Annotated in this window: 24 protein-coding genes and 1 pseudogene; 6 read left to right on the top strand and 19 right to left on the bottom strand. The window is 74.0% G+C overall.

Translation table 11 applies throughout. From position 1 onward, the window contains the following. Positions 1–3,353, bottom strand: a 3,353-nt coding sequence (locus D455_RS0126310; RefSeq protein WP_026123000.1) for a non-ribosomal peptide synthetase, incomplete at its 3' end; no start/stop codon positions are given. A 134-nt stretch (positions 3,354–3,487) separates the two neighbouring features. On the opposite strand from D455_RS0126310, the gene D455_RS0126315 reads away from it, so the two are divergent. Beyond that, positions 3,488–5,134, top strand: a complete 1,647-nt coding sequence (locus tag D455_RS0126315) for a (2,3-dihydroxybenzoyl)adenylate synthase (RefSeq protein WP_017573651.1) — start codon at positions 3,488–3,490, stop codon at positions 5,132–5,134. A 91-nt stretch (positions 5,135–5,225) separates the two neighbouring features. Here the strand turns inward: D455_RS0126315 and D455_RS0126320 are convergent, their stop codons facing one another. The 4 genes and pseudogenes from D455_RS0126320 to D455_RS34950 all read right to left on the bottom strand — a co-directional run. Continuing rightward, positions 5,226–5,864: an isochorismatase family protein gene (locus D455_RS0126320; RefSeq protein ID WP_017573652.1), complete on the bottom strand. Its 639-nt coding sequence runs from the start codon at positions 5,862–5,864 to the stop codon at positions 5,226–5,228. Further along, positions 5,864–7,090: an isochorismate synthase gene (locus D455_RS0126325; RefSeq protein WP_017573653.1), complete on the bottom strand. Its 1,227-nt coding sequence runs from the start codon at positions 7,088–7,090 to the stop codon at positions 5,864–5,866. Before D455_RS0126325 ends, D455_RS0126320 begins: the two co-directional genes overlap by 1 nt. After that, positions 7,080–7,871 (bottom strand): 2,3-dihydro-2,3-dihydroxybenzoate dehydrogenase, encoded by a 792-nt coding sequence (locus D455_RS34945; protein ID WP_026123001.1) that lies wholly within the window; start codon positions 7,869–7,871, stop codon positions 7,080–7,082. Before D455_RS34945 ends, D455_RS0126325 begins: the two co-directional genes overlap by 11 nt. A 102-nt stretch (positions 7,872–7,973) precedes the next feature. Beyond that, positions 7,974–8,330: pseudogene (locus tag D455_RS34950) on the bottom strand (Fur family transcriptional regulator); the annotation flags it as partial. 560 nt (positions 8,331–8,890) lie between these two features. Here D455_RS34950 and D455_RS34330 point away from each other — a divergent pair. Beyond that, a complete protein-coding gene (locus D455_RS34330) occupies positions 8,891–9,052 on the top strand; it encodes a hypothetical protein (RefSeq protein ID WP_160167861.1) in 162 nt (53 codons plus the stop codon). A 417-nt stretch (positions 9,053–9,469) separates the two neighbouring features. On the opposite strand, the gene D455_RS0126345 is transcribed toward D455_RS34330, so the two are convergent. From D455_RS0126345 to D455_RS0126385, 9 genes are all read right to left on the bottom strand, one after another. Then, positions 9,470–9,661: a hypothetical protein gene (locus tag D455_RS0126345; protein WP_017573657.1), complete on the bottom strand. Its 192-nt coding sequence runs from the start codon at positions 9,659–9,661 to the stop codon at positions 9,470–9,472. A 500-nt stretch (positions 9,662–10,161) separates the two neighbouring features. Continuing rightward, positions 10,162–10,785 carry an NAD(P)H:quinone oxidoreductase gene (gene wrbA / locus D455_RS0126350; RefSeq protein ID WP_017573658.1) on the bottom strand — a complete coding sequence of 208 codons (624 nt, stop codon included), beginning with the start codon at positions 10,783–10,785 and terminating at the stop codon, positions 10,162–10,164. Between the two features lie 286 nt (positions 10,786–11,071). Then, positions 11,072–11,461, bottom strand: a complete 390-nt coding sequence (locus D455_RS0126355) for an NUDIX domain-containing protein (protein WP_017573659.1) — start codon at positions 11,459–11,461, stop codon at positions 11,072–11,074. 7 nt (positions 11,462–11,468) lie between these two features. After that, positions 11,469–12,425, bottom strand: a complete 957-nt coding sequence (locus tag D455_RS0126360; protein WP_017573660.1) for a threonine ammonia-lyase — start codon at positions 12,423–12,425, stop codon at positions 11,469–11,471. Between the two features lie 519 nt (positions 12,426–12,944). Next, a complete protein-coding gene (locus tag D455_RS0126365; protein WP_449289325.1) occupies positions 12,945–13,622 on the bottom strand; it encodes a copper chaperone PCu(A)C in 678 nt (225 codons plus the stop codon). Beyond that, the gene (locus D455_RS0126370) at positions 13,600–14,856 is read right to left on the bottom strand and encodes a Dyp-type peroxidase (protein WP_017573662.1); all 1,257 of its coding nucleotides are present in this window, start codon (positions 14,854–14,856) and stop codon (positions 13,600–13,602) included. Before D455_RS0126370 ends, D455_RS0126365 begins: the two co-directional genes overlap by 23 nt. Continuing rightward, on the bottom strand, positions 14,853–15,485 hold the full coding sequence (locus D455_RS0126375; protein ID WP_026123002.1) for an SCO family protein: 633 nt from the start codon (positions 15,483–15,485) through the stop codon (positions 14,853–14,855). The genes D455_RS0126370 and D455_RS0126375 overlap by 4 nt, the downstream gene beginning before the upstream one ends. Before the next feature lie 386 nt (positions 15,486–15,871). Continuing rightward, complete coding sequence (locus D455_RS0126380; RefSeq protein ID WP_026123003.1) at positions 15,872–16,447, bottom strand: hypothetical protein; 576 nt, start codon at positions 16,445–16,447, stop codon at positions 15,872–15,874. Between the two features lie 228 nt (positions 16,448–16,675). Beyond that, positions 16,676–17,941: an MFS transporter gene (locus D455_RS0126385; protein WP_017573665.1), complete on the bottom strand. Its 1,266-nt coding sequence runs from the start codon at positions 17,939–17,941 to the stop codon at positions 16,676–16,678. A 198-nt stretch (positions 17,942–18,139) separates the two neighbouring features. Between D455_RS0126385 and D455_RS0126390 the strand changes: the two genes are divergently transcribed. From D455_RS0126390 to D455_RS0126400, 3 genes are all read left to right on the top strand, one after another. Further along, a complete protein-coding gene (locus D455_RS0126390) occupies positions 18,140–18,862 on the top strand; it encodes a class I SAM-dependent methyltransferase (RefSeq protein ID WP_017573666.1) in 723 nt (240 codons plus the stop codon). After that, entirely contained in the window at positions 18,859–19,650 is a 792-nt protein-coding gene (locus D455_RS0126395; protein ID WP_017573667.1) for a Rossmann-like domain-containing protein, read from the top strand. The genes D455_RS0126390 and D455_RS0126395 overlap by 4 nt, the downstream gene beginning before the upstream one ends. A gap of 89 nt (positions 19,651–19,739) precedes the next feature. Continuing rightward, positions 19,740–20,762, top strand: coding sequence for a pyridoxal-phosphate dependent enzyme (locus D455_RS0126400; RefSeq protein ID WP_017573668.1), 1,023 nt, complete (start codon positions 19,740–19,742; stop codon positions 20,760–20,762). 84 nt (positions 20,763–20,846) lie between these two features. Here D455_RS0126400 and D455_RS0126405 read toward each other — a convergent pair whose 3' ends face one another. Genes D455_RS0126405 through D455_RS0126415 form a run of 3 tightly spaced genes read right to left on the bottom strand, consistent with a single transcriptional unit; the run spans position 20,847 to position 23,583 of the window. Next, the gene (locus D455_RS0126405; protein WP_017573669.1) at positions 20,847–21,848 is read right to left on the bottom strand and encodes an ABC transporter substrate-binding protein; all 1,002 of its coding nucleotides are present in this window, start codon (positions 21,846–21,848) and stop codon (positions 20,847–20,849) included. Next, positions 21,845–22,636, bottom strand: coding sequence for an ABC transporter ATP-binding protein (locus D455_RS0126410; protein WP_017573670.1), 792 nt, complete (start codon positions 22,634–22,636; stop codon positions 21,845–21,847). Before D455_RS0126410 ends, D455_RS0126405 begins: the two co-directional genes overlap by 4 nt. After that, positions 22,636–23,583, bottom strand: coding sequence for a FecCD family ABC transporter permease (locus tag D455_RS0126415; protein ID WP_017573671.1), 948 nt, complete (start codon positions 23,581–23,583; stop codon positions 22,636–22,638). Before D455_RS0126415 ends, D455_RS0126410 begins: the two co-directional genes overlap by 1 nt. A gap of 688 nt (positions 23,584–24,271) precedes the next feature. On the opposite strand from D455_RS0126415, the gene D455_RS0126420 reads away from it, so the two are divergent. After that, on the top strand, positions 24,272–24,868 hold the full coding sequence (locus tag D455_RS0126420; RefSeq protein WP_017573672.1) for a flavin reductase family protein: 597 nt from the start codon (positions 24,272–24,274) through the stop codon (positions 24,866–24,868). 61 nt (positions 24,869–24,929) lie between these two features. Here the strand turns inward: D455_RS0126420 and D455_RS0126425 are convergent, their stop codons facing one another. Together D455_RS0126425 and D455_RS0126430 are read right to left on the bottom strand one after the other, a co-directional pair. Beyond that, the gene (locus tag D455_RS0126425) at positions 24,930–25,598 is read right to left on the bottom strand and encodes a maleylpyruvate isomerase family mycothiol-dependent enzyme (protein ID WP_026123004.1); all 669 of its coding nucleotides are present in this window, start codon (positions 25,596–25,598) and stop codon (positions 24,930–24,932) included. A gap of 103 nt (positions 25,599–25,701) precedes the next feature. Continuing rightward, positions 25,702–26,754, bottom strand: coding sequence for a lytic polysaccharide monooxygenase auxiliary activity family 9 protein (locus D455_RS0126430; protein ID WP_017573674.1), 1,053 nt, complete (start codon positions 26,752–26,754; stop codon positions 25,702–25,704). Positions 26,755–26,988 lie beyond the last annotated feature (234 nt).

A 26,988-nucleotide genomic window follows, 5' to 3' on the forward strand; every position in this document is an offset into this window, starting at 1 on the left:
GCCACGGCGGGCCGGTCGGGTTTGCCGTTGGGGGTGAGCGGGATCGCGTCGAGCGTCAGGACGGGGTCGGGGAGCATGGCCGTCGGCAGCAGGGCGCGGGCGTGTCCGGCGGCCTCCTCCGCCAGGGCGTCGGGGTCCACGGCCAGGACGGTGCCCTCCCCGCTGGGGACGGTGGCGTCGGCCGGGCCGGTGGTTCGGCCCGTCTCGCCGGGGGTGCTCCGCTCCGCTCCGCCAGCGGCGGTCCGGCCCCTCCTACGGGGCGTGACGGCGGCGGCCAGCCGGGGCGCGGGGGTTGGGAGGACGACCGCGACGGCCGCGGACACGTCCGGGTGCGCGGTCAGGGCCGCCTCTACCTCTCCGGTCTCCACGCGTACGCCGTTGACCTTGACCTGGTGGTCGGCCCGGCCCAGGAACTCCAGGGTGCCGTCGGGGGCGTAGCGCGCCAGGTCGCCGGTCCGGTACCAGCGCCGCCCCTCGTGCGTGACGAAGCGGTCGGCGGTGGCCTCCGGGGCCCCGCGGTATCCACGGGCCAGGCCCGCGCCGCCCACCCACAGCTCACCGGCGACCAGGTCGGGCCGGTCCCGCCCCTGGGCGTCCACCACGCGGCACAGCACTCCGGGAAGCGGGCGGCCCCAGGGAACGCAGGGCCAGGAGGGGTCGGCGCGGTCGACCTCCAGCAGGGTGGAGTGGATCGCGGCCTCGGTCATGCCGCCCAGGGCGAGGAAGCGGCATCCGGGTGCGAGGGCGCGCAGGCGTTCGCGCAGGCCGGGGTCGACGCGGTCGCCGCCGAGCAGGACCGCGCGCAGGGGCGGCATCGGCGCCATGCCGGACTCCACCGCCGACAGCAGCATGTCGAGCAGGGTCGGGACGCAGTTGAGGACGGTTACCGACGCGCGTGCGGCGGCCCTGGTCCAGCGTTCGGCGTCGCGGCGCGCGTCGGCGTCGGTCAGGACCGCCGCGCCGCCCGCCGACAGCGGGGCGAAGAGGTCGAAGACCGACATGTCGAAGTCGTAGTCGGCGAGGGCGAGCGTACGGTCGTCGGCCCCGGTGTCCAGGACGGCGTTGAGCACGTCGATCGTGTGTGCGGCGGCGCCGTGCCCGACCTCCACGCCCTTGGGCGTTCCGGTGGACCCGGAGGTGAAGAGCACGTAGGCCAGCGCTTCCGGTCCGATCTCGCGCGGGGCGCCGGGCGGGGCCTGCCGCGTCCGTTCCGGGGTCAGCACCGGCGGGTCCGCGTGCTCGGAGGACGCGGGTTCCTCGGCGATCAGGAGGGCGGGGCCGCCCTCGGCCAGGACGCGCGCCCGCCGGGCGGCGGGCTGGTCCCGGCCCAGGGGGAGGTAGGCGCAGCCCGCGGCGAGCACGCCCAGGAGCGCGGCGGTCCGGTCGGCGCCCCGGGGCAGGTCGATGGCCACGGTGGCGCCCGCCGGAACGGCGTCCGCGACCGCTCCGGCCACGCGCAGCGCCTGGTCGGCCAGTTCCCCGTAGGTCAGGGAGGCGCCGTCGGGCAGGACGAGGGCGGTGTCCCCGGGCGCGGTTCGGGCGTGGTCGAGGAACCGCTCGTGCAGCAGGCGGGGGCCGGGCGGCGCCGCGTCGGGGGTGTGCGCGGCGCGCGCCCGGGCCTGGTCCGGAGAGGGTTCCGGACGGAGGGGACGGTCCCAGGCCGCGGGGTCGTCGACGAGTTCGTCGACGAACGCGCGGTAGCGGGCGAACGCGGTCTCCATCGTCCCTGTGGCGAAGGCGCCCCCGCGCAGGTCCCAGTTGAGCAGGAGTCCGCCGTCGAGTTCGGTGACCTGGGCGTCCAGCAGGACCTGGGGGCCCTGGGAGATGATCCAGGAGGGGCGGCCGAAGCGCTCCTGCACGGTGTCGGTGAACAGGGGGCCCAGGCCGATCGCGCTGGTGTAGACGACGGGGGCCAGCACGGGGGAGCCGTCGCCCAGACGGGCCAGGTCGCGCAGGACCTCCACGCCCCCGTAGGCGCCGTGGTCGATCGCCCCGTGCAGGTCGGACTGGACGGTGCGCGCCCGCTCGGTGAAGGGCACGGGGGCGCTCGTGTCGACGCCGAGCAGGACGGAACCGCTGAAGTCGCCGACGACACGGTCGACGTCGGGGTGCAGGGGCGCGCGGTCGAAGAGCGGCAGGTTGAGGGAGAAGCGGGGGGTGGCGCTCCACGCGCCCAGCACCTCGGCGAAGGCGGCGGCCAGAGCCGCCGCGGGGGTGACGCCCGCGGCGCGGGCCCGCCGCTCGAACAGCCGGGTCCGCTCGGGGGTGAGCCGGTGGTGCAGGCGGGTGGAGCGGGTGGCGGGCGCTCCGGCCTCGGCCGGGTCCAGGGCTCCGGGGACGACGGGCAGCTCGGGGGGCGGCGGGAGGTCGCGCAGGCGCTCGTGCCACCAGGAGCGGGCGCGCTCGCGCGGCCCGGGGTCGCGGGAGGCGCGGTCGGCCAGGTAGCGCGCGAACCCGTACTCCAGGGGCTTGAGGGGCTCGCCCTCGTAGGCGGTGTGCAGGTCCTCCAGCAGGACGCGCAGGCTGAGCGCGTCGGCCACGATCATGTCCAGGTCCACGTGCAGGCGGGTGGCGCCGTCGGGGAGCAGGGACAGGGCCACGTCCAGGACCTTCCCCGAGGCCACGTCCATGCGGCGGTGGGTGGAGGCGTCCCGGATCCTCTCCAGGATCCGGTCGGCCTCCTCGGGGGCCAGCGCGGACAGGTCGTGCACCGTGAGGGCGGCCGGGCCGGAGGGGATCGCGTCCCTGTCGGACCGGAGGCCGGGGGCGGAGGCGGACGAGGTCGCGGAAGCGGTGGGGGCGGCGGGCGCGGGGACGGCGGCGGGGACCGGAGGAGTGATGGTTCCCGACGGGGGGAGCACGCGCTGGTGGCCGTCGTCGTCGAAGCGGACCCGGAGCATCGGGTGCCGGTCCACCACGGCCCCGAGGGCCTCGGCGAGCCGGTCGGGGTCCACGCCGCGGCCGTCGAACTCGGTGTAGAAGTGCGCCGCGACCCCGCCCAGGGGCTGGCCGTCCCGACGTCCGACCCAGTAGGCGTGCTGCATGGTCGCCAGGGGGAAGGGCTCCCCCTCCTCCACCGCCGGAGCGACGCCCTCCCGCGCGGCGGGGCGGACGGCGTCGGCGGCGCCCGCGAGCAGGGCGCTCCAGGCGGCCGCGGTCGGGGCGGCGGACAGGTCCTCGAACGTGACGTCGAACCCCCGCTCACGCCAGGCGCCCATGAGTCGGATCAGCCCCAGGGAGTCGAGGCCGTACTCGAAGAGGTCGTCGGTGTCGGCGAACCCGTCCGTTCCGAGTACGTCGGCCACCTGGTCCCGTACGGCCCCGACCTCTGCCCCGGCGTGGTGGTGTGACACGGCGTTATGCCCCTCTGTGCTCAGGTTCGACACGATCAGCAATAATGAAAACCGTTTTCATTGCCGATGGCCCATGTATAGCACCGCCGGGAGCGCCCGGTCGACCCCGGCCCCACGGAAATCGGAGGGATCACATGCCACAGGACTGGTTGCGCTGGCCCGAGGAGCAGGCGAGGGAGTACCGCGCGCGCGGCTTCTGGGACGACAGGACCCTGGATGACCTGCTGCGCGAGCGGGCCGACCGCCACGGGGACCGCCTCGCGCTCGTGTCGGGTGAGGAACGGCTCACCTACGCCCGGCTGGACGCGCTCGTGGACCGCGCGGCGGCGGGCCTGTCCGCGCTCCCCGTGGAACGCGGGGAGCGCGTCCTGCTCCAGCTGCCCAACCGGGACGAGTACGTCGTCGCGCTCTTCGCCCTGCTGCGGATCGGCGCCGTGCCGGTCCTGGCCCTGCCCTCCCTCGGGCCGGCCGACGTGGAGTCGCTCACACGCGCGTCGGAGGCCAGCGCGCTGGTGGTCGCCCAGGGGCGGGGCCGCAACGACCCCAGGACGGCCGCGGCGCGGATCGCGGCGGCCGTACCGTCCGTGCGCCGCCTGGTGGTCGTCGGCGACCCCGGGGACACCGGCGGCGTGTCCTGGGACTCGCTGCTGGAGGCGCAACCCCGGACCCGACCCCCGGGGGACGGCTCCGCGACCGACGGGACGGCCGGGAACGGAGGAGACGCCGGGGAGCTGGCCCTGCTCCTGCTGTCCGGGGGGACCACGGGCGCCCCCAAGCTCATCCCGCGCACCCACGCCGACTACGGGTACAACGCCCGGGCCTCGGCCGAGGCGTGCGGCGTGGGAGAGGACGCGGTCTACCTCGCCGTCCTGCCCGTGGCGCACAACTTCACCATGGTCTCCCCCGGGATCATGGGCACCCTCTCCGCGGGAGGCACGGTCGTGCTGAGCCCCGATCCCAGCCCGACCACGGCCTTCGCGCTCGTCGGACGCGAGCGTGTGACGATCACCTCGCTCGTGCCCGCGCTGGTGCCCTCCTGGCTGGACGAGGCCGACCGGACCGGACACGACCTGTCCTCGCTGCGCGTGCTCCAGGTCGGCGGGTCCCGCCTGGACGACACGACCGCCCGCCGGGTGGGACCCGCCCTCGGCTGCCGCCTCCAGCAGGTGTTCGGCATGGCCGAGGGCCTGAACAACTACACCCCCCTGGACGCCCCCGACGACGTGGTGTGCACGACCCAGGGCCGCCCCCTCTCCCCCGCCGACGAGGTCGCGGTGGTGGACGAGGACGGGCGCCCCGTACCCCCGGGCAGCCCCGGGGAGCTGCTCACCCGCGGCCCCTACACGCTGCGCGGCTACTACCGGGCGCGTGAGCTGGACGCGCTGCGCTTCACCCCGGACGGGTTCTACCGCACCGGGGACCTGGTCACCCGCTCCGAGCACGGTGACCTGGTGGTCGTGGGACGCGTGAAGGACCAGGTGAACCGGGCCGGGGAGAAGATCGCCGCGGTCGAGGTCGAGGAACAGCTGATGGGCCTGCCCGGGGTGCGCGCGGCGGCGGTGGTCGGCGTGGCCGACCCCCACCTCGGTGAGCGGTCGGTCGCCCTGCTGGTGTGCGACGGGACGTGCCCCGACCGGGAGGCCGTGCGCGGCGCGATGCTGGAACGCGGCGCGGCGCCCTTCAAGGTTCCCGACGAGGTGCGCGAGGTGGCGGTGCTGCCGCTCACCGGGGTCGGCAAGGTGGACAAGAGGCGGTTGAGGCGGGAGTTGGAAGGGGTCTAGGCACACGAGCCGTCCGGGCGACGCGGAGTCGCCCGGACGGTGCGCCCGGGGGCGGGGGGCGTTCGTCGACCGGCCGGAGGGCGAGGCGCGCTCAGCGGTGCAGCGCCGCCAGCACCTCCTTGGTGCTCGACGTTCCGGCGCAGCGGCGGGCGGCGTAGGACAGGGCCATCGCGTGGTCGGCCGGGGAGAAGTCCGCCACGGCGTCGGCCACGACGAAGGCCTGGACGTCGCGCATGAAGGCGTCGCACGCCGTCACCAGGACGCCGATGTGGGCGTAGACGCCGCAGACGACCAGTTGGTCGCGTCCGGTGTCGCGCAGGTACTCCTCCAGTCCCGTCCTGGCGAAGGCGCTGTAGCGCCACTTGGTCATGACGACCTCGTCGTCGGCCGGTTCCAGGCCGTCCACGATCGCGGTGTGGGCCGGGTCGTCCCGCAGCCCCTCGCCCCACAGGTCGCGCAGCAGCCCCCGGTCCCGGGGATCCTGCGACCCGGGCTGTGCCGTGTAGACGCGCGGCACGTCGAGGGCGGCGCACGCGCGCCGCAGGGCGCCGATGTTGGCCAGCAGGCTCGGTACCGGTTCCTCGTCGGCGGGGAAGGCGTCGAGGAAGTAGCGCTGCATGTCGTGGATGAGCAGGACGCAGCGGTCGGGGTCCACCGACCAGGACATCCGGTCGTCGGGCAGGGCGCCCTCGCCCGGCATGGGATAGGACTCGATACGGGGAAGCGGCATCAGGGGTGTTCTCCAGGTGCGGTGGAAGCGGGAACGGTGGGGCCCGGACCAGGCGCCCCGAGCCCGAGGGCGTCGAGCATGGTGCGGAACTTGGCGCCGGTCTCCGCCGCCTCGTCCGCGGGCACGGAGTCGGCGACGATCCCGGCCCCCGCGAACAGGCGGGCCCGCGTGCCGGCGATCTCGGCGCAGCGCAGGGCGACGGCCCACTCGCCGTTCCCGTCCGCGTCGCACCAGCCGACGGCGCCCGCGTACAGCCCGCGGTCGAAGGGTTCCCATGCGCGGATGGCCCGCGCGGCGGCCCCGGCGGGCGTGCCGCGGACCGCGGGGGTGGGGTGCAGGATCGCGGCCAGTTCCAGCGCCGAGGGCGGGGGTTCCCTGAGCACGCCGGTGACGGAGGTCCCCAGGTGCCACATGGTCGCGGTCGCCGTCACCGACGGGGACGGGGGCACGTCGAGCCGGGAGCACAGCGGGCGCAGGCGCTCGGCGACGTCCGCCACGACGAAGGCGTGTTCGCGCAGGTCCTTGGGCGAGGCCAGCAGGGCGCGGGCGCGCTCGCGGTCGGTTTCCGGGTCGGGGTGGCGCGGCGCCGAGCCCGCGAGCGGGTGCGAGCGCACCCGGGGACCGTTCCGCGCGACGAGCAGTTCGGGGCTGGCTCCCACCAGGGTGGGGGCCGTGCTCCGGGAGTCCTCTCCGTCGTGGGTCACCAGCGACTGGACGGCGAAGGTGAAGGCGTCCGGATCGCGCTCGGCGAGACGCTTCAGGACGCGGCCGGTGTCGAGGGGCGCGTCCGTGTCCACCAGCAGGGTCCTGGCCAGGACGACCTTGTCCAACCCGGCGCGGCTGAGGCGCTCGACGGCACGCCCGACCAGCCGGGCGTACTCCTCGGCGGACGGTTCCTCGCGGAGGCGGTGGCGGGGCGGCGGACCGGAGGAAGGCGCCCCGCCGGGTCCTTCCGCCGGGTACGGGCCGGCGCGAACGTCGCGGACGGTGTCCGCCACCATGAGCTCCGCGGGGGCGTCCGTCCGAAAGGGCAGTGCGCCCACGATCCGCGGGTCCTCCCACCCGGCCGCGCGGGCCTCACGCAGGGCGGCGTCCGCTTCCCGTCCGGTCGGGGCGTCGGCCGGCAGGGGGCGGAAGCGCACCCCGCCGCCGCCAACCCGGAGCGCGTACGCGGGGGTGGACCAGGCGAAGGGGGTCGGCGGGCCCGCGCATGTCTCAGGCGCCAAGGCTCGCACCTCCGTCCACACGCAGGTCGTGCAGGGTGATGTGGCGCGCGTTCGGCGAGGTCAGGAAGGTGACCGCGTCCGCGACGTCCTCCGGCCGCGCCACCCGACCCAGCGGCACGCCCGGCCGGAACGCCGAGGGGTCGCCTCCGGGGGACCCTTCCGGGGAGGAGGGGCCGCCCTCCCACAGGCGCCTCCGCATGGCGGTGTCGGTCGAGCCCGGGGAGACGACGTTGCAGCGGATCCCGTGGGAGCCCAGTTCCAGGCCCAGGCACAGCGTGAAGTGGGTCGCGGCGGCCTTGGAGGCCGCGTAGGCGGCCATGGCGGCCCTGGGCACGGCGGCGGCGTCGGAGCTGACGGTGACGATGCTTCCGGCTCCGCGCGGGACCATCACCCGCGCGGCGGCACGGGAGACGTGGAAGACACCGAGGGCGTTGACGTCGAAGAGCTCACGCCACTCCCGGGAGGGGAAGCCGGTGACCGCTCCCCAGCGCAGCACGCCCGCCACGTTCACCGCGGCGGTGACACCGCCCATCTCCTCCTCGACCGAGGCCACCGCCGCCTCGACGGAGTCCTCGTCGGCGACGTCGACGGTGTGGCCGACGACCCGGTGCCCCCGGTCGGCGAGGTCCGCGGCCAGTCCCCGCACGGCCTCTCCGGAGGCGTCCAGGGCAGCGACGGAGAAGCCGCGCCCGGCCAGGGCGCGGACGACGGCGGAGCCTATACCCCCGGCGGCCCCGGTCACCAGGGCGACTCCGGGGTTCTCGGAACGGGTCGTGGACACGACACTCCTCTCGTGGGACGCGGTGACGGGCCCGGTGGTCGGGGCACGGGGGTCCGGGGCCTCCCAGGTGCAGCGCGGACACACGCCCGACAGCTCGAAGGAGTAGTCCAGGGAGCTGAACCCGCTGTTCCTCCCGATCCGGTCGGCGACGGCCGCGAGTTCCTCGGCCTGCGCGACGTCCTCCACCCCGCCGCAGATCCTGCACAGCAGGTGGTGGTGCCGCGAGGAGGTGCGGCACAGGCGGTAGAGGCGCTCTCCCTCGGGCGAGTGGAGCGTGTCGAGGACGCCCTCCTCCGCCAGCCGGTGGAGGGTGCGGTAGACGGTGGACAGGCTGGGCGGCCTGCGGGTACGGGAGCGCCCCCTGGAGAGGGCGGTGTGGATCTCCTGGCAGCTGCGGAAGCGCGTGCTCCGCTCCAGGAGCCTGAGGACGACGTCGTCGTACTGGGACGTCCGGGGCATCTCAGCGAACCGCCCGGCCTGTCCTCACGGCGGACGCCGCCGTCCACGGACCCCGGCGCCGTTCCCCGCATCCGGACACGTCACGGCCTCCAGTCATGTGACACAGACTGCATGGAAATGATTTTCATAACCGTACCATGATCATGCACGTATCCCCGCAAAAACCCCGAAGGGAACGCGCTTCCGCTCGCCACAGGCAAGAGCACGCGGCCCGACCGCACACCCGGCACCGTGGCCCGCAGCGACCGCGTCCCCGCCACCCAGCTCGGACGGGACGGCGTGGGAACCGGTCCGCTCCTGTGAGCCGCGGTGGTTCACCGCCGACCCGGGCGCCATGTCGCGTCTGCTCTGGCTGATGCCGTCCCCGCGACCGGCCCGGCCGCGAGCGCCAGGGCGACGGCACCCAGGGTGATGGCGGCCAGGGTGTCGGGTGGGGCGACCGGGACCTCCCCGAACGCGGAGAGGATGAGGAGCGACCGCGGGCCCTGTACACCCCCGCCCCGGGTGGGCGGGAGGACCGGTGGGGATTTCGGCGATGGGTGCCCTCCTCCCCCACGGACATGTCAGCGACCCGGTACTACCTCCACTACGGCGACGGGGAGCCCCTCTTCTGGGGATCCACCGGTTGGGCACGGTCGAAGCTCTTGTCGAGGGCCTCCTCGACGGCGCCCGCCTTCTCCGACTCGGGCAGGGCTGTGGCGGTGGTGGCGCTGTGGGGCTGATCCGGGATGCCAGGAGGGTGACGGCGCCGGGCCTGAGCCGGGACACCAGGGCGTGCGGCACGATGTAGGGAATTCCGGCGAAGGACAGCCGGGCCGCGCCGGGGTGCCTGGGTCACGTCGGCGCGCTCCTCGTGTCCAGGGGGGCTGGGTCTGCCACGGCTTTGCGACTGGCCGTGACAGCCCGTAGGAGAAAGGCCGCCGTCCCCGCCTCGACACGCGGGGCGGGGGCGCCGTCGTCGGTCGCGACCCAGGGGTTGAGGAACATCGGAACAGGGTCCGGCGCAGGTGCGGTCCCGGCGGGAGGCGTCACGATCTCGAAGAGGACCCTGCGCGACATCGCGTCGCGCAGGGCCCTTGGAGCCGGAGTACCACCCTCGCCGTCACCGGGGGAGGTCCGGCCGCGACCTGTGGTCGGCGTCAGAGGTCCACCAGCCCGTAGTCGGCGCCGCTGTCGCTGCCCCGAGACGTGCCGGTGAGGTCCTCCAGCACAGGGAGGGAGACCAGCGTAGGAACTCTGATGATGCCGTCGTCGGGCTGGGCGTGGGCGGGTGCGGCGCCCAGGGCCAGCACGGCGGCGGTCAGCACCAGGGACGAGGCGAGCTTGCGCATGAGGAACCTCCGGGTGTGTGGGCCACGTCCTCCGGGACCTCTATCCCGATGACCTGCACTGATACCCCTTTAAAGCAAGAAGTGACAGGGTGTTTACCCTATGTGTCGAAGGGGGTGCGGAAAACCCCGCGCAACGCTCGGTTGCGCGGGGCCCTCACGTCTCACCGGACCCTGCGGCCCCCGGTACCGGCGGCCCGTCGCGGGCCGTGCGCGCTCAACCCCCGTTGGCGCCCGGTCCCGCACCCGTGTCGTGTCATCCCGGGCCACACGGCCGTGGAGGCCGCCCCCATGGCCCGTCGAAGTTCACGGTGGTCTTGTCCATCCGCAGTCCGAGGGCTCGCGTAGAAGTCGACGTTGCGCTGCGGGTCGCCACCGAGCGCGGTCACGTGGCGCAACCCGTCCGCCCTGATCGACATGCCTACCCCTCAGGTTCTCGCCCTGGCATGTGGACGGGGACGGGGGGCGGCGTCGGTGCCGCCCCCCGTCCCGGCGCCGTGCGGCTATGCGGCCTGCGCCCGGCCGTTGTTCAGCGCCGCGGCGACCGTGACCGTCCGCTGGGCCTGCACCCGCGCGGCGTCCCTCGTGACCTGGTCGATCTTCAGTTCACCCTGGCCCGCGACGTGGCCCGTGCCGTAGGGGTTGCCGTCGGCGAACTTGGCGCCGTCGGTGTAGCCGGGGGCGACCAGGACCCCGCCGAAGTGGTGGATCGTGTTGTACAGCGCGAGCAGCGTGGACTCCTGGCCGCCGTGCCGCGTCGCGCTGGAGACGAAGCCGCTGTAGACCTTGTCGGCGAGCAGACCCTGCTGCCAGTGGCCGCCCAGCGTGTCGAGGAACTGCTTGAGCTGGGAGGCCACGTTGCCGAACCGGGTCGGCGTGCCGAGCAGGACCGCGTCGGCCCACACGACGTCGTCCGGGGTCGCCTCGGGGACGTGCCGGGTCGCCTCGACGTTGGCGCGCCATGCGGGGTTGGCGTCGATCGCCGCGTCGGGGGCCAGTTCGGCGACTCTGCGCACCCGGACTTCGGCACCGGCGGCCTCCGCCTCCGCGGCCAGGATCTGCGCGATCTCGGAGATCGTTCCGGTCGACGAGTAGTAGATGACGCTCAACTTCACGGACTGGGACATGGTTCTCCTCCTGGTGGGGTGTCCTTGTTCGACTCACCAGGACAGTAGCCTGGAAATATCTTCCTCGCAAGAAATAACCAAGCAAGGCACCAGTAGAGGACTGTGCCATGGGGCACACGGCCGCGCGTCGGCGTCCGCGCCCCACGAAGGACGGCGTGTGTGAGCACCGCGAGCGCGACCGAGACGACCGTGACGATGCCGGGCGGCGGCTCGCCCACCGAGTGTGCGTCCACCGGTGCTCGGAGCGCCCTCGTCAACGCCCTCCGTCCCACCAGCGGGTCAGCACCTACGGGACGTGCTCGCCGTTCTCCAGGTAGAGCGTCGCTCCCTCCTCACGGGCGCGTACGGTCTGGGTGATCCTGCGTGCGAGCCGGGGAACCGTCGCCGCCGCGATCGAGGCCACGTCGTGGAAGGCGTACCCGGTCAGCTCCGCCGGGTCCAGGACGATCCGGGTCGGCCGCTCCCCGCCGGGTTCTCCCCCGTCGAAGACGAACAGCTGCTCGTCACCCTGGGAGGGAGCGGGTGCCCAGTCCACGGCCAGAAGGCGCCCGATCGGTGGAGCGGTTCCCAGTTCCTCCCTCACCTCGCGCACCACGGCCCGGGTCGGCGTCTCCCCGTGTTCGGTCATGCCGCCGGGGATCTCCAGGTGGTCCCTGTCGGAGGGGACCACCAGCATCGGTTTCTCAGGACACCAGCCGGACGAACAGCTCCGGATCCACGTTCCCTCCCGAGACGACCGCGACCGTCTCCCCCGGGCGGCCGGGGGTCGTGGCCACGCGGCCCGCGAGGATCGCCGCGGCGGCCAGGGCACCGCTGGGCTCGGCCACCAGGCGCGACCCGTGGGCGAGGGCGGCGACGGCGTGGCCGATCTCCTCCTCGGTCACGGTGACGACCTCGTCCAGGCGCTCCCTCAGGTGGGCGAAGGTCCGTTCGCAGAGGCACACGCGCACCCCGTCGGCCATGGTCCGGTGGGTGCGCTCGGGCGGCCAGGTGACCAGCTCTCCGGTCCGCAGGCTCTCGGCGGCGTCGGCGGCCAGTTCGGGTTCCACCCCCACGACGCGGACGCGGTGGGGCCGGACGGTCCGCGCGGCGGTGGCCACACCCGAGGCCAGACCGCCTCCGCCTACGGGCACGACGATGGTCGTGACCTCGGGCGACTGCTCCAGGATCTCCAGTCCGACGGTGCCCTGGCCCGCGATGACGTGCGGATCGTCGAAGGGCGGCACGAGGGTGAGCCCCTCCCCGGCTTCGAGCTCGCGGGCGGTGGCCTCACGCTCCTCCGGCGGAACCATGACGAGGCGGGCGCCGAAGGCGCGCATGCGGTCGACCTTGATCTTGGGCGCGCCCTCGGGAACGACCACCGTGCACGGCACCCGGTACCGGGCGGCGGCGTAGGCGAGGGCCTGACCGTGGTTGCCCGAGGAGTGGGTCACCACACCGGTCCGCCGCTGGGCGGAACCGAGCAGGGCGACGGCGTTGGTGGCGCCGCGGAGCTTGAAGGCCCCGGTGGGCTGGAGGCTTTCGGGCTTGAGGAGGAAGGGCGGCCCCTCAGGCGGCCCCGCCGTCAGCGGGGTGCGGACGACCTGGTCCTGGAGGCGCGTCTCCGCGGCGCGGACGTCGTCCGCGGTGATCAGTTCCATGCGACCTGTATGCCCGTTCCGGATATCGCCACACGGCACGGGAGACGCACACGGCACACGCTGCACGGCCCGCACCGGCGCGCGCGGCGACCACCCCGGCCGACCGGCATGACCTGGCCCCAGTAAGCGGGCGCCGACGTCAGCGGCCCGCGGGAACGACCGGACCGGAGCACGCCCGCCGTCTCCACCGAGGCGCCGGTGGCATCCCCCGGTGTGGACGCCGTGGTGAGCCGGACCGACCGGAGCCGGCCGATCCGGGTGTACCCGGCGGCGATCGCCCCGGACGCCGCCGAGGTCACCGACGTCGTCCGCTTCGCCGACCACCCGCACATGGGTGTGCCGTTCGGGGTTCCGAACCAGACCGTGCTGAGCGCCCTGGCTGCGGGGTTGGTCGCCGTCGTCGCCCTGGGCTACCGCATGCGGTGGCAGCGGCGCCCCACCCGAGCGCGTGCGCTGGGTGCGGGACGCCCCCACCCGCGCGGTTTCTTCCGGGTGCCGTCCCCGACGCTCGGGGACGGCTCAGTGGTGCCGCCCGTGCCCGGAGCCGTCCGGCTCCCGCTCCGCCGTCATCGGCTGGGGGGGGGNCCCGCCGCTGGCGAAGGTCAGGGTGACGGTGACCTCGTCCCCGACTCCGAGGGGTTCGGGAAGGTCGTTGACCATCACGTGGTATCCGCCGTCGACCAGCGTGGTCGACCCCCCGGCCGGAACCGGGACCTCCTCCACGACGCGCATGCGCGTCGCCCCGGAGTCGGCGGTCTCGGTACCGCACAGATCGGCGTCGTCGGAGGCGTCGGTGGACACCGACGTGATGGCGTCGTCGTCCCCGGCTCCGTTGGACACGCGCAGGTAGACCACCCCCACCTCGGGGTTGGCGGGCTCGGGCATCCACGCGTCGGAGATCCGCAGGTGCCCGGCCTCGGCGTGCCCCCGATCGCCCGCCGGACGTGCGGAGGCCGGTTCGGCGGGCGTCTCCGGAGCCGTCCCGCACGCCGTGACCAGCAGCAGCACCGCCAGGCCCAGCGGGGCGGCGCCGTGCGCCAGACGTCGTTTCCCGGCGTGTGCACGCGGCATGGTCCTCGTTCTCCTCTTCCCGTGCGTCCGTGTCGGGGCGTCGTCCCCGCGCCCGTTCCTGGTGTCGTTCCGCACCGCTTCCCGGTTCCGGGGCTGCCCCGGCTCAAAGCAGGGAGTGCGCCACATGGGGCTCCCCCTCCCGCACGGGCGGCACGGCGAACAGCGCGCTCCCCTCGTGCCTGACGTAGGCGCCGAGCGCGTCGTGTCCCTCGTCGAGGCCGCGCTGCACCGCGGTGAAGCCGGTACGCGGATCGGCCTGCCACGCGGTGAAGAGCAGCCCGGCCTGCCTGCGGCCGTCGGTGTCCCAGCCGAGGTCGTAGTTGAACCCCCGGCGCAGCATGCGCGCCCCCAACGTGCTCTCGGGGCTGGCGAGCCGGATGTGCGCGTCGCGCGCGATGACCGGCTCCCCCGCGTCGTCCAGGGCCGACAGGTCGGGACGGTCCCGCTCCCGGTCACCTCCCAGAGGCGCCCCGTCGGCCAGGCGGCGCCCGATGACCTCCTCGCGCCGCCGGGGCTCCAGCGCGAACCAGTCGTCCAGCAGCATGCGGATACGCCGTACGACCACGTAGGATCCCCCGTCCATCCAGGCCAGGGGCCTCTCGGTGTGGGAGGCCAGGACCTGGGTGCCGAACAGGGCCTCGTCGGGGCGCGGGTTGACCGTCCCGTCGACCTGCCCCATGAGGTTGCGCGGCGTGGCCTCCGGATCGACGGCGGCCGCGGCCGACCGCTGGAACCCGGGCAGGGCCCAGCGCACCCCGGCACGGCCCCGGACCGTGCGCAGCAGGTGGTCGACGGCGGCGCTGAGGACCACCGGATCCTCCGCGCCCACGTGCAGCATGAGGTCCCCGCCGCACCAGTCCGGGTTGAGCTGGTCCGTCCCGAACGCGGGGAGGTCCTCCATCCGGGGCGGGCGCCGGTCGGCCAGCCCCGCCCGTTCCAGGAGGGAGGGGCCCAGCCCGAGGGTGACTCCCAGGGAGGCGGGGTGCATGCCCTGGGTGGGAGCGCCCTCGCCGAGCGCGGCCGGTCCCCTCTCGTGCAGGGCGCGGGCCTCCCGGCTCCAGGCCGCCAGGACCTCCCTCGCCGCCTCGCGCGTCTCCGTCCCGTCCTCGGCCAGCACGTCCACGGCGACCACCCGGACGTGCGCGGGAGTGGGGGTGAGCAGCGCGGGGGGACGGCCGTCCTCCGGGCCGCCCCTGGAACGCGCGGCGGCGAGCGCGGACTCGGTCCGCTCCCCGGCTCCGGCCGCCGCGGTGTACCCCGTCAGCCCTCCGGCTCCCAGACCGGCGACCCCGGCCGCCCCGACGGCGCCCAGGAGCCCGCGCCGGGAGACGTGGCGCCGTTCGCGTGCGTTCCCGCTCACAGCAGCGCGTCCCTCAGTACGGGCAGGAGCGCGGCGATCTGGTCCGCCTCGGTCCCCTCGTCGAACATGCCAGCCGCGTCCCCGTCGGGGAGCAGGACGACGACGCGTCCTCCGTGGGAGACCAGGTACTCGCCCTCGGTCTCCTGGGGCGCCTCGATGGGGATGCCGTAGTCGGCGGCGGCCTCGACGGTGGCGTCGACGTCCCCGCGCACCCCCTGGAAGGCGGGGTCGAAGCGGTCCAGCCAGGAGCGCAGCTGTTCGTCGGTGTCGCGGGCGGGGTCGGTGGTGACCATGACGACGTCGTAGGGCCCGGCGTCCCCGCCCGCCCGGTCCAGGGCCAGGTTGATCTCGGCCATGGTCATGGGGCACACGTCGGGGCAGCTGGTGTAGCCGAAGAAGAGCAGGGTGAGGCGGTCGTCGGCGACGTCGGAGAAGGTCCAGGGCTCGCCGCCGGCCGTGGTCAGCTCGATGGTGGAGGCGGCCATCGGCTCGTCGGACAGGTCGAGGTAGTACTCCGTCTCGGCGAGGGTGTCGGCCGGGTCTGCCGCACAGGAGGCGACCAGGGTGAGGGCGGCCATCGTGGCCAGCGCCCTCCGGACGGTTCGGAGGAGGCGCGGTCGGGTCGTCATGTGGTCTCCATGGGTTGTCGTGCGGTCCGGGAGGGGCTCCGCGGTCGGCGGGCGCGGTCGTCGGGGGCGGGGCCGACCCCGGGTCCTCCACGGACGCGTGGCGGGGAAAGCGGTGACGAGAGCAGCACTCCGCGTGCGCACGCCGGGCCGCGGGCGGCGGTTGTGAACGCGGGGCGGACGCGGGGACGCTCGGTCGACGCCCCTGTCGGTGGGCACCGCGAGGTGTCGGCACGGCACTGCCTGAGCGCTGGGAACGGCCGTGTCCGGGGTACGGACCCGCCCACCGGGCACGGAGGGGCGCGGTCACGGCGCGCACGACGGTTCCGCACGGCGGGGCGTGGGCCCCGGGCGCGGATCCGTGTCCGACGGGTGGGAGCGCTGGACGCTCAGGCGGCGCGGAGGAACGGGGGCGGACCCCGCAGGATCCGGGTGTGGCGCAGGTAGGGAAGCGGGGCCGGGACGCGCTCGTCACCCCGCGGTCCGTGGACGGCCGCCCGGACGGGCGGCGCGGGTGCCCAGCCCAGGAACAGCAGGAGCGGGAGGAGGGTGAGCGCCATGAAGCGCAGGAACGCGAAGAGCGCGTTCTCCCCCCTGTGCAGCCACCACGCGCTGACCAGCGCGGCCAGCACGTGCATGGCGATCATCCGCCACCCCGACAGGGCGGAGTGGGTGATCGTCCCGGCGGCGTCGGCGGCGTGCTGGTGCCCCGCGTTCTGGGCGTAGCTGAAGGCCACGTGCAGGGCGAGCTGCCCCCACAGCATCCAGGCCGCGAGCGTCAGCGGGCCCGGGCGGCGTCCGGCCGCGGTCCAGGCGGCGCCGAGGACCGCGACGGAACCCAGGAGGAGGCCGACGAGGGGCACGTCGTGCCCGGAGCTGAGAGCGTGGCCGTGCGCGGACACGCTGGCGCACACCAGGGTGAACACCCCGGCGCGCAACGGTCGGCACGGTTGGCTCTCGGACATCTCGCGTCCATCGTCTCACCCTCCTCGGGCACCACCCGAGCGGGTTGGTGTTGGCGACCGGCTCCCCGCGGGGCGGCCCGGCGGCCTGACCGTCCTTCTCTTCGCCGTCGTCACGGTCGCGGCACCGCGTTGGCGGCGCCCCTCGTCCCCGTGCACGACAGGCCGGGGACCGGCGCCGCGGGTGAGGGTCCCGAAGACCGGTTCCGGCTTCGGAGCCCCTCTTCCCGTTCAGGCCGTCGACGGGGCCCCGTGCCCTCCGTTGGCGAAGTGGCGCGCTCCCGGGGCGAGCGCCGCGGCTCCGGGGGCCAGGAAGCAGAGGGCGGCGCACACGGCGAGGACCGCCTCCGCGCCGAAGGCCTGGGCCGCCGGGGCGATCAGCGCGAGTCCGACCGGGGCCAGGCCGTAGGAGAACAGGAAGTCCAGGGAGGAGACGCGGGCGAGTTTGTCGGGCGCGACCTCGCGCTGGGCGGCGGTGAACCACGGGACGTTGAACAGCTCGATACCGACCCCCGCCAGGGCGTAGGCGGCGAGGACCGTCCACGGGGCGAGGGGGAACAGCAGGCTCAGCGGGGCGAGGCCGTACAGGGCCAGTCCCGCCAGCGCGGCCCATCCCTGGGCGGAGGGGCGCCACCGCCCGATCAGCAGCGCCCCGGCCAGGGCACCGCCGGTGTAGGCGGTCAGCGCGCCCGCCAGCACCGCCTCGGTGCCGAACGTGTCACGGCTGACCACCGGGAGCAGGACGCCCGTGGCGGAGTACCCGGTGGCGATCACCGCCGTCAGGGCGCCCAGCCCCGCGAGGAACCACGTGTGTCGCCGGGCCTCGCGCAACCCGTCGCGGAAGTCGGCGACCGGGGACCACCCGCGTGCCGGTGTCGCGGACACCGACCGCCCGGCGGGTGCGCGGCGTCCCCTCGGCGGTGCCAGGGCGGCGACCGCCCAGAGCCCGGCGGTGACCAGGAGGAGGGCGTCGACGCCCAGGACCGTCGAGAGCAGCGCGGTCACCCCCGGCGCGACCAGCGTGGTCACCCGCACGGAGATGGTGAGCGCGGCGTTGGCCCGCTGGCGTCGCGGTTCGTCGACGACCTCGGCGGTCAGCGCCTGGAAGGCGGGGCGGCAGGCGCCCTGGCCCGCGCCGACGACGGCCGCGGCGACGGCCGCGAGCGCGAGGACGGACGCCGACACGCCCACGGCCACCAGTGGTGTGGCCACCGCCGCGGCACCCCCCGCCCACAGCACCACCGCGCGGCGGGAGAGCCGGTCGGCCAGGAGGCCGCCGAGCGGCAGGGCGAGGAGGAAGCCGCCGGNNAGCAGACCCAGTTCCACGGCGGTGAGCGATCCGTCGAGGACGGCCAGGCCGAGGATGAACGGCATGGCCCAGGTGGCCAGACCGGACGCGGTACTCCCCGACCACAGGCGGAGGAAGGAGGGGTCCGAGAGCACGTGTGTGCGCGGCGGTCCCGTGGACTCGGCGGCGCTCTGCTGGGGGTGGGCCACGGTCTCTCGACGTCCTTTCCGTGAGCGGTCACCGACGGGGGCGCTGACGCCACCGCGCCTTCCGTGGGGCGGATTCCGACCCCACTAATGACAATGGTTATCGTTTTACCTACAATAGCGCACGGACTCCGGAGCTCCGAACGTCCGGCGCCTCCCGTCCGTGTCCCCGTGTCGCTCCCACCCCTTGGAAGGACCACCGTGGACCGTTCCCTCGTGAACGAACTCCCCCCGCCACTACCCCCCGAGCAGATCCTCGCCGTCAACCCGCCCAGGAAGGACCTGCACACCACCCGCTCCTACGCGTGGAACGGCTGGGACTTCGAGGTCCCGCCCGGCGTCTTCCTGCCCGGGGGCACCAGCCGGATGATCCACCAGCGCATCCTGGACGGCGACATCGACGTGCGCGGACGGCGCTACGCGGCGATGGGTGTGGGACTGGGCGTGGAGGCCGTCGCCGCCGGTGTCCGCGGCGCCGAGGAGGTGTACGCCGCCGACGTCCACGGCCCCAGCGTCGGGACCGCCGCCCGCAACTTCACGCGTCTGCTGGAGGGCCGTACCGACACCAGGCTCGTCCCGGTCGTCGGTGACGTGTTCGAGGGCTTCCCCGACGGAGTCCGCGTCGACGTGGTCACCTTCAACCCGCCCGCGGTCAGCCAGGCGGTCAGCACCGACCCCGACGTCGTGCGCAACGTGTGCGTGGGCGCGTCGATCACGGAGAAGTTCTTCACCCAACTGGGCGAACGATCGCTCCTGGCGCCCGGCGGCGAGGTCTTCCTCATCGTCTCGAACACGGCCGACCTGCGCCGCATCGTCGCACACGCCGAGGACACCGGCTTCCGGGCCGAGGTGCACCACCGGCACGACTGGGGCGACGGGGTCCTGACCTACCTGTTCCGCCTCCGTGAGGACGCGCGCGGATGACCCTGGACGACCTCCTCCGCGCCACCGTCGAACGGGTCGGCGACACCGTCGCCACCAGCGTCTTCTGGCTCCACCACGGCACCCGCCTGGCCGGAGGCGACACCACCTACCTCAACCACTACGTCGCCGTCCGCGTCGGCGGGGCCTTCGGCGCCTGCGCCTTCGAGGACGGACAGATCACGCCGGACCTGTGCCGCGAGGCCTCGGGCGCTCCCCTGGCCGAACTGTTGGCCGACGGCCCCCTCCCCCTGCGGGTCGCCGCCCTGGACGCCCACCTCGCCCACACCGAGCCCCACCGCGAGGATCCCCGCGCCGAACGCGTCACCCTGCCGGCGGGGACGCCCGAGCGGCGGGCGGAGGCCCGGGACGCCGCCGTCGCCGACCTCGCGCCCGTCACCGTGGGCGCGCGGATCGCGCTGATCGGAGTCGTCAATCCCCTCGTGGCCGCCATCCGCGAACGCGGCGGCGAGTGCCTGCCCTGCGACCTCAACCTGCGCACCACCCGGTGGGGCGATCCGGTCGCGGAGTCCATGGAGGAGGTGGTCGACGCCGCCGACGCCGTCGTGGCCACCGGCATGACCCTCGGCAACGGCACCTTCGACCCGATCCTGGCCCGGTGCCGTGAGCGCGGCGTCCCCCTGTACGTCTACGCCCAGAGCGCGAGCGCCGTGGCCCGCGCCTTCCTCGGCCGCGGAGTCGACGGGGTCTCCGCCGAGCCCTTCCCCTTCTCCCAGTTCAGCGCCGACGCCACGAACCTCTACCTCTACCGGGCGGCCGGACCGGCCTGAACACCCGAAGACCTCCTCCCCGGGCGGGTGCGCGCTCCGTCGCGATCCGGGGCGCGCACCCGCCGCTCCCCACCAGTAAGGAGAAGACCGTGGACGAGCACGTGTCCGACGCGATCGGCCGTCCCGACCTCATCGACCTCGGCGGCGGCCTGCTGTGCCTGCGGTTCGAGACGCTCAAGGTGGTCTCGGCCCTGGCCGCGGTCCGCCACCTCGTCGAGACCGGTACCGTCCGCCCCGGCGACACCGTGGTGGACAGCTCCAGCGGCGTCTACGCGCACGCCCTGGCACTGGCCTGCCACCGGTACGGGCTGCGCTGCCACATCATCGGCTCCACCACAGTGGACGCCACCCTGCGCGCCCAACTGGAGGTCCTGGGCGTGCGCCTGGAGCAGATGGAGCCCAGCGACGACCTCCGGCTGGACCAGAACCGCCGGGTACGCCGCGTCCGGGAGGTCCTGGCCGCGCATCCGGACCACCACTGGATGCGCCAGTACCACGACCCCGTCCACTACCTGGGTTACCGCGAGGTCGCCGAGACGATCCGCGAGGAGACGGGCGGCGAGCGCCTCACGCTCGTGGGCGGTGTGGGGACCGGCGTGTCCACCGGGGCGCTGGCCACCTACCTGCGCGGGACCGACGCGGGGACCCGCCTGGTGGGCGTGCAGCCGTTCGGAAGCGTCACCTTCGCCAGTGACGGCGTGCCCGACCGGGACATCATCATCGCGGGCATCGGCAGCGCCATCCCCTTCGGCAACGTCGACCACGCCCTCTACGACACCGTGCACTGGACCGGCTTCGAGGCGGCGCTGGCCGGGGCGGTCGACCTGCTCAGGCGGCACGCCGTGTTCGCGGGGCTCTCCAGCGGGGCCGCCTACCTGGCCGCACGGTGGGAGCGGGATCTCGACCCCGGCCGGACGGTGGTGTTCGTCGCGGCCGACACCGGCCACCGCTACACCGACTCGGTGTTCGCGCGCCACCGGGAGGCCGAGCCGGTGGAGGACCTCAAACCGCTGGACGTCGCCGACACCTCCGAGCTGCGCCTGCCCTGGGCGCGCATGGAGTGGCGCCGGGCCGGGGCGCCGAGGCAGGCGCAGTTCGACCGGACGGCCTGAGTCGGGCTCGCGGGCGCGGACCGCTGAGGGCCCGCGCCCGCCCCGGGGGCGGCGCGCGAGTTCACCGACGCCGTACCGGGACCTCTACGACCGCAGTTCGCGCAGGTACTCGGCGAAGCCCTCCAGTCCGTCGATGTTGCGCGGGCTGGAGATCCCCTCGTTGTAGTCGAGGACGTAGAAGTTGTCGTCACGCACGGCGGGCAGGTCGGCCGTGGCCTCGTACTCCCGCAGGAACTCGATCTTCTCCTCGGCGGGCTGGTCGCCGTAGTCGAAGATGATGATCACCTCGGGTTCGGCCTCCACCACGGCCTCCCAGCCCACCTGGGTCCACCGCTCCTCCAGGTCGCCGAAGACGTTCTCACCGCCCGCGAAGCGGATGATGTCGTTGGCGGGGACCTGGCTGGCCGCGGTGAAGGGCTGGTCGGTTCCCGAGTCGTAGAGGAAGACCGGCACGGGGTCGCCCTGGGGAGCCCGCTCGCGGACGGCCTCCACCCGCGCCCGGTAGTCGGCCACGAGCTCCTCGGCCCTCTCCTCGACGCCGAAGATCCGGCCCAGCCGTTCCAGGTCGGTGTACAGGCCCTCGAACGGGGTGACCTCCTCGGGGTGGTTCGGGTAGTTGTAGCACGACTCCGTGTGCATGAAGCTCTGGATGCCCAGGTCGTCGAGGATCTCCGGGGTGATACCGCGCTCGTCGCTGAAGCCGGACTGCCATCCGGCGACCACGAAGTCGGCCCCCGCGTCCACCACCAGTTCGCGGTTGAGCAGGTCGTCGCCGAGGAACTCCACCTTCTCGTACTCGGCGGCCCACGGGGACTCGCTCACCGGCGGGTTGGCGGGCGGCATCACGTAGCCCAGGACGTGGTCGGTCAGGCCGAGCGCGAACATCTTGTCGGCGCTGCCGCCCTCGTAGACCACGGCACGCTGGGGCGTGGTGTACTCGACCTCCTCTCCGCACCGGTTGACCGTGACGGTGGCGGCGGCGGTCTCTCCGCCTCCCTCGACCCGGGCTCCGCAGCCCGTGGCCAGCAGGGCCAGGACTCCCAGGGCGGCGGCCGCGCGCGGCGGGCGGCGGTGTCGGTGGATCATGTGGTTCCCTCCTCGGGGGTGTGGGGGCTGAGCGTGTAGAGGAGCTGGGGGTCCCCGGTCAGGGGGTGGGGGACGACCGTGGCGCTGACGCCGAAGACGCGCTCGACCAGTTCGGTGACCAGGACCTCCCGGGGCGTTCCCGTCGCGACCAGTCGGCCCTCGGACAGCACGCCGATGCGGTCGCAGACCGCGGCGGCCAGGTTCAGGTCGTGCAGGACGACCAGGACGGTGATCCCCGCCCGGCGGATCAGGGACAGCAGCCCGATCTGGTGCCGCACGTCGAGGTGGTTGGTGGGTTCGTCCAGGACCAGGACCCGCGGTTCCTGGACGAGGCAGCGCGCCACCAGGACCCGCTGGCGCTCGCCGCCCGACAGGGAGAGCACGCCCCGGTCGGCGAGGTGGGCCACGTCCATGCGCTCCATCGCCTCACGGCACAGCTCCCGTTCCCGCGCGTCCAGGGACCGGTTGCCCCTCTGGTGGGGTGTGCGGCCCAGGGCGACGACCTCGGCCGCGGTGAAGTCCAGGTCCCCGCCGCCCTCCTGGGTGAGCGCGGCCACCGACCGGGCGCTCTGGCGCAGGCTCAGCCCGGCCAGGTCCTCGCCGCCCAGCCACACCGTCCCGTGTGTGGGCCGCAGCGCCCGGTAGACACAGCGCAGCGCCGTGGACTTGCCCGACCCGTTGGGGCCGACCAGGCCCACGACCTGGCCTCCGGGGACCTCCAGGGACAGTTCGCGGACCAGGTCGGTCCCCGCGACGGTGACCGAGAGCCCCTCCAGACGCAGTTCCATCAACGGCCTCCGAACAGATATCCCCTGCGGCGCAGGAGGAGGATGAACACGGGCACGCCCACCAGCGCGGTGATGAATCCCAGGGGCAGCTCGCGCGGAGCCGCGACCACGCGCGAGACCAGGTCGACCCAGACCATGAACACCGCGCCGACCAGCGGCGCGATCGCCAGGACCCTGCGGTGGCCCGCGCCCACGACGATGCGCACCACGTGCGGGATCACCAGGCCGACGAACCCGATCGCGCCACTGACGGCGACCATGGCGCCGGTCATCAGCGCGGTGAGGGCGAACAGCCCCCGGCGCAGGCGGTCGGTGTCCACCCCCAGGCTCGCGGCGGTCTCGTCGCCCAGCGTCATCACGTCCAGGCGCCGGCTCGCCGAGCGCAGCAGGGCGACCCCGGCGAGCACGACGACCGTCACGAGGGGGAGGGAGCCCCACGTGGCGGCGCCGAAGCCGCCCAGCGTCCAGAACAGGATCGTGCCGGTGGCCTCGTTGCCGGGGACGAAGTAGACGATGACGCCCATGACCGCCTGGAAGCCGAACGACAGGGCGACGCCGGTCAGGACCAGGCGCAGGGGGGTCACCCCGGCCGCGGACACCGACGCGGCGTAGACCAGCACCGTGCCTCCCAGCGCCCCCAGGAACGCGCCCGCCGAGACCGCGTAGACCCCCAGTGCCCCCAGGACGCCGAAGGCGCCGACCGCCACGGCGCCGACCGACGCACCCGAGGAGACGCCCAGGATGAACGGGTCGGCCAGCGGGTTGCGCACCAGCGCCTGGACGGCCACGCCGACGGCGCCCAGGCCCGCTCCCACGACGGCGGCGAGCAGCACCCGGGGAGTACGCAGCTGCCAGATGATCTGGTAGCGGGACACCTCGTCCGCGCCGATCAGATCGCCGGTCACACCCGCCCACAGGTAGCGGAGGGTGTCGGCGGGGGCGACCACCNNACGGAGGAGACGACCAGCAGGGCGGCCAGGGCGGTGACCGTCCAGGCGCCGCCCGGCAGGGCCCGCCGCGGCCTCCCGGAGGGTCGGGGGGCGCGGGGGTCCGCGATGGTCGACGGCGGGTCGGTCGGGGGCGACGTTCGGGTCCGCGCCACGCGTCGTACCTTCCTTCGGTTCGGAGTGGGAGAGCGGCCGGTGAGCGAGGGTCCGCACCGGGCTGTCGGGGGGGATCGTGGCCGGGGAGTGAGGAAAGCCGCCAAGGCGGATCTCTCCCCCACACGGGAACAGGGGTGAGCAGCACTGGAAATGATAATCATTCTGACAGATGTCGCTCAACCCCGGAACACGAGGGCGTGAAGCCGGGCGCACCCCCGTCCGACCCCGAACACTCCAGCCGCCCCGAACTGGGCGAAGAGCGGAAGGAAACGGCGGGAATCCACGGAATGAGGGAACGCGGCGTGTCCGTGGGCCGGTTCCCCGGACCGAACCACCGGCAGGGGGCTCGGACGGCGGCCATGGACGCCCGTCGTACCAGGTCACCGCGCCGAGCACGGCCCACGGGCCGGACGGCGCGTCCCGGACCGGCGGGAGGAGACGCGTGCCCCGGGCGGCGGGCTCGACCCGCCGGGTGCCGCCACACGGGCCGGGCGGCGCGGTCCACCCGGTGCGGGGAGGATAATCGGTGCCGATGCGTACCGAATGGACCCCAGACGACCTGCCCGGACGGGCGTTCTACAAGCTGATGACCGCCGTGGTCGTCCCCCGCCCGATCGCGTGGGTCTCGACCACGTCCACGGCGGGTGTGGACAACCTCGCCCCGCACTCGTTCTTCACCGTCTCGTGCACCGAACCTCCGATCGTGCAGTTCACCTCGGTCCGGCGCAAGGACTCGCTGCGCAACGCCGAGGAGACCGGCGAGTTCGTGGTGAACCTGGCCCCGGAGCCGTTGTGGGAGCAGGTGAACGCCAGCGGCACCGCCTACCCGCCGGAGGTGAGCGAGTTCGACGAACTGGGGATCGGGCGCGAGGCCAGTACCTCCGTGCGTCCGCCCCGGGTGGCGGACTCCCCGGTGGCTCTGGAGTGCGTGCTGCACTCGACGTTGGGGCTGGGCGACTCGACGGTGGTGTTCGGCCGCGTGGTGCGGGCGGCCGTGGACGAGTCGGTGCTGGTCGACGGGCACCCCGAGGTGACCCTGCTGCGCCCGCTGGCACGGCTGGGCCGCAACGAGTGGTCCACGCTGGGCGAGGTGCGCGGGATCGACCGCATCCCCTACCGAGGGGGATGACCGGGGGTCCGGGACACTCCCCCGGTCAGCCCCGGTTTCGTCCGTCTTCCGGGCACCGGTGTCAGACCCGCAGGTCGGTCTCCGGGGTCGGGAACCGCGACAGGTGGCCGAGCACGGCCTCGGGGTCGCCGTTCCAGTCCATGGCGCGCATCTGGGCGGTGCTGCGGCGCCCGGTGACGGCCCGGACCAGCTCGAAGGCCGTGGCGGACCACTCCAGGTCGGCCCGCTCGCCGAAGTTCCACTCCTGGCCGGTGTCCGTGGCCACCACGCGAACCCCGGGCAGGTCGGGGGACCAGGTTCGGGCCATCCCACCGATGATGAAGGCCGCCAGTTCGTCGGCGCCCTCGGGCTGGGCCTCCATGCCCAGGGCGCCCCGCACGTCGTTCTCGTGGTGCCACACGTCCACCGCGGGCAGGGAGTAACGGGCCCGGGTCCGGGTGGCGAAGACCCTCAGCAGCGCGGGGGTGTCCTCACGCCAGGCCGCGCAGATCCGGGTGATGTCGAGGTCCGCGCGCTCGGCCACCTGACGGGCGGTGACGGTGTCGTCCGCCGGGGGCGTGACCCGCTCCGCCGGAACGTCGGCGCAGAGCCCGGCCAGGTGGGCGTAGGTCTGCTGCACGGTCCACGCGGGCAGGGCGGGGACGGGGGTCGCGAGCTGCTCCGCGCTCAGACCCTCGGCGAGCGCGAGCATGCGCTCCTGGCAACGGGTGTAGATGTCAGCTGGGTTCATGGCGCCACGGTAACGAACAGCGTTCGGTACCGTGGCGCCGGGGACCGCGCGGGCCGGTGACGCGGCCCTTCAGGGGGGTACGGTCCCTCCGGGGATGGTCACATCAGGGCGCCTGGCAGGACAGCTGGGGCTCGATGTTCGCGTCCTCGTAGGTGGCGGTGAATCCGAAGCTGGCGCTCTCCCCCGCCGCGAGCGTGCCGTTGTGCTCGGAGTTCGTGGCCTCGAAGTGGGCGCCGTGGTTGGTGAGCGAGGCGTTCCAGGAGCTGCTGATGGCCTGACCGTTGGCGAACACCCAGTCCACCATCCAGCCGTCGGTCCCGTTCTCGCCGGCGGTGACCTCGACCTCCGCCTGGAAGCCGCCCTGCCACTCGTTGAGGATGGTGTACTCGGCGGTGCAGTACCCGTTGGGCTCGGGCTCGGGCTCCGGCTCGGGCTCGGGCTCCGGCTCGGGTTCCGGCTCCGGCTCCGGGTCGGGGTTGCCCGAACCGCCGGTGAAGACCACGTCCGAGCAGTTGTAGAACGCCTCGGGGCTGTCGGAGCGCTCCCACACCACGTAGATGATGTGCTGCCCCTGCTTGTCGGGCAGCTCCACGTCCCAGTAGTACTCGGCGCCCTCGACACCGCCGCTGCGCATCGGCGGGTCGGTCACCTCGTCGATGAGCTCCAGGTCGTCCCACGTCAGCGCGTCGGTCGCGGGGTCGAACCCGTCCTCGGTGACGTAGGTGGAGAACGTGCCCGGGTGCGCCGCCCAGGCGTTGTGGTGGAACTCCACCGTCGTGTTGGCGGGCAGTTCGGTGGTCGGCCAGTCGGCGCGGACCGCGTTGAAGGCCGAGAAGGACTCGGTGGGCCCGCACAGCTCCCCGTCGGCCACGAACTCCTGGTGGCGGCCGTCGGAGTTGCTGATGAGGTTGCCGAACCAGTTCCAGAACGGGTAGTTGCCGCCCTCGGCCAGGGCGTCGGCGCAGGCGTCGTTGGTCGGCTGGAGCGCGCCTCCGTTGCCGCCGTCGATGGCGTTCTCGTAGCAGGCGTAGGTACGGCTGGCCGGGTAGGTGAACGCGCCGTGCGCCTCGGCCGGCTCGGGCAGCGCGACGACGGCGGTACTGACGACCAGCCCGCCGAGCGCCACGCTCATGGCGATGGTGTTACGTGACCGCATCGGCCACACTCCTCTTCTTTCGGGGGGGTACCCGGCCGCACGGGTCGGTGCGGCCGGGGGCATGGTTCTGTTCCCTCAGCGGGACCAGGGACTACGGGTGTCCTCGGTACGGGTCTGCTCGGGTACGGGCCGGCCGGTCGGTACGGGTCGGTCGGCCAGCCCGTACGGGCGTTGGTCGGTCAGGAGGCGCTGCACGTCAGCTGGGGGACGGAGACACTCCCGGTGGAGGTGCCC

It is taken from the genome of Nocardiopsis halotolerans DSM 44410, assembly GCF_000341065.1.
GTDB classification, from domain to species: domain Bacteria; phylum Actinomycetota; class Actinomycetes; order Streptosporangiales; family Streptosporangiaceae; genus Nocardiopsis; species Nocardiopsis halotolerans.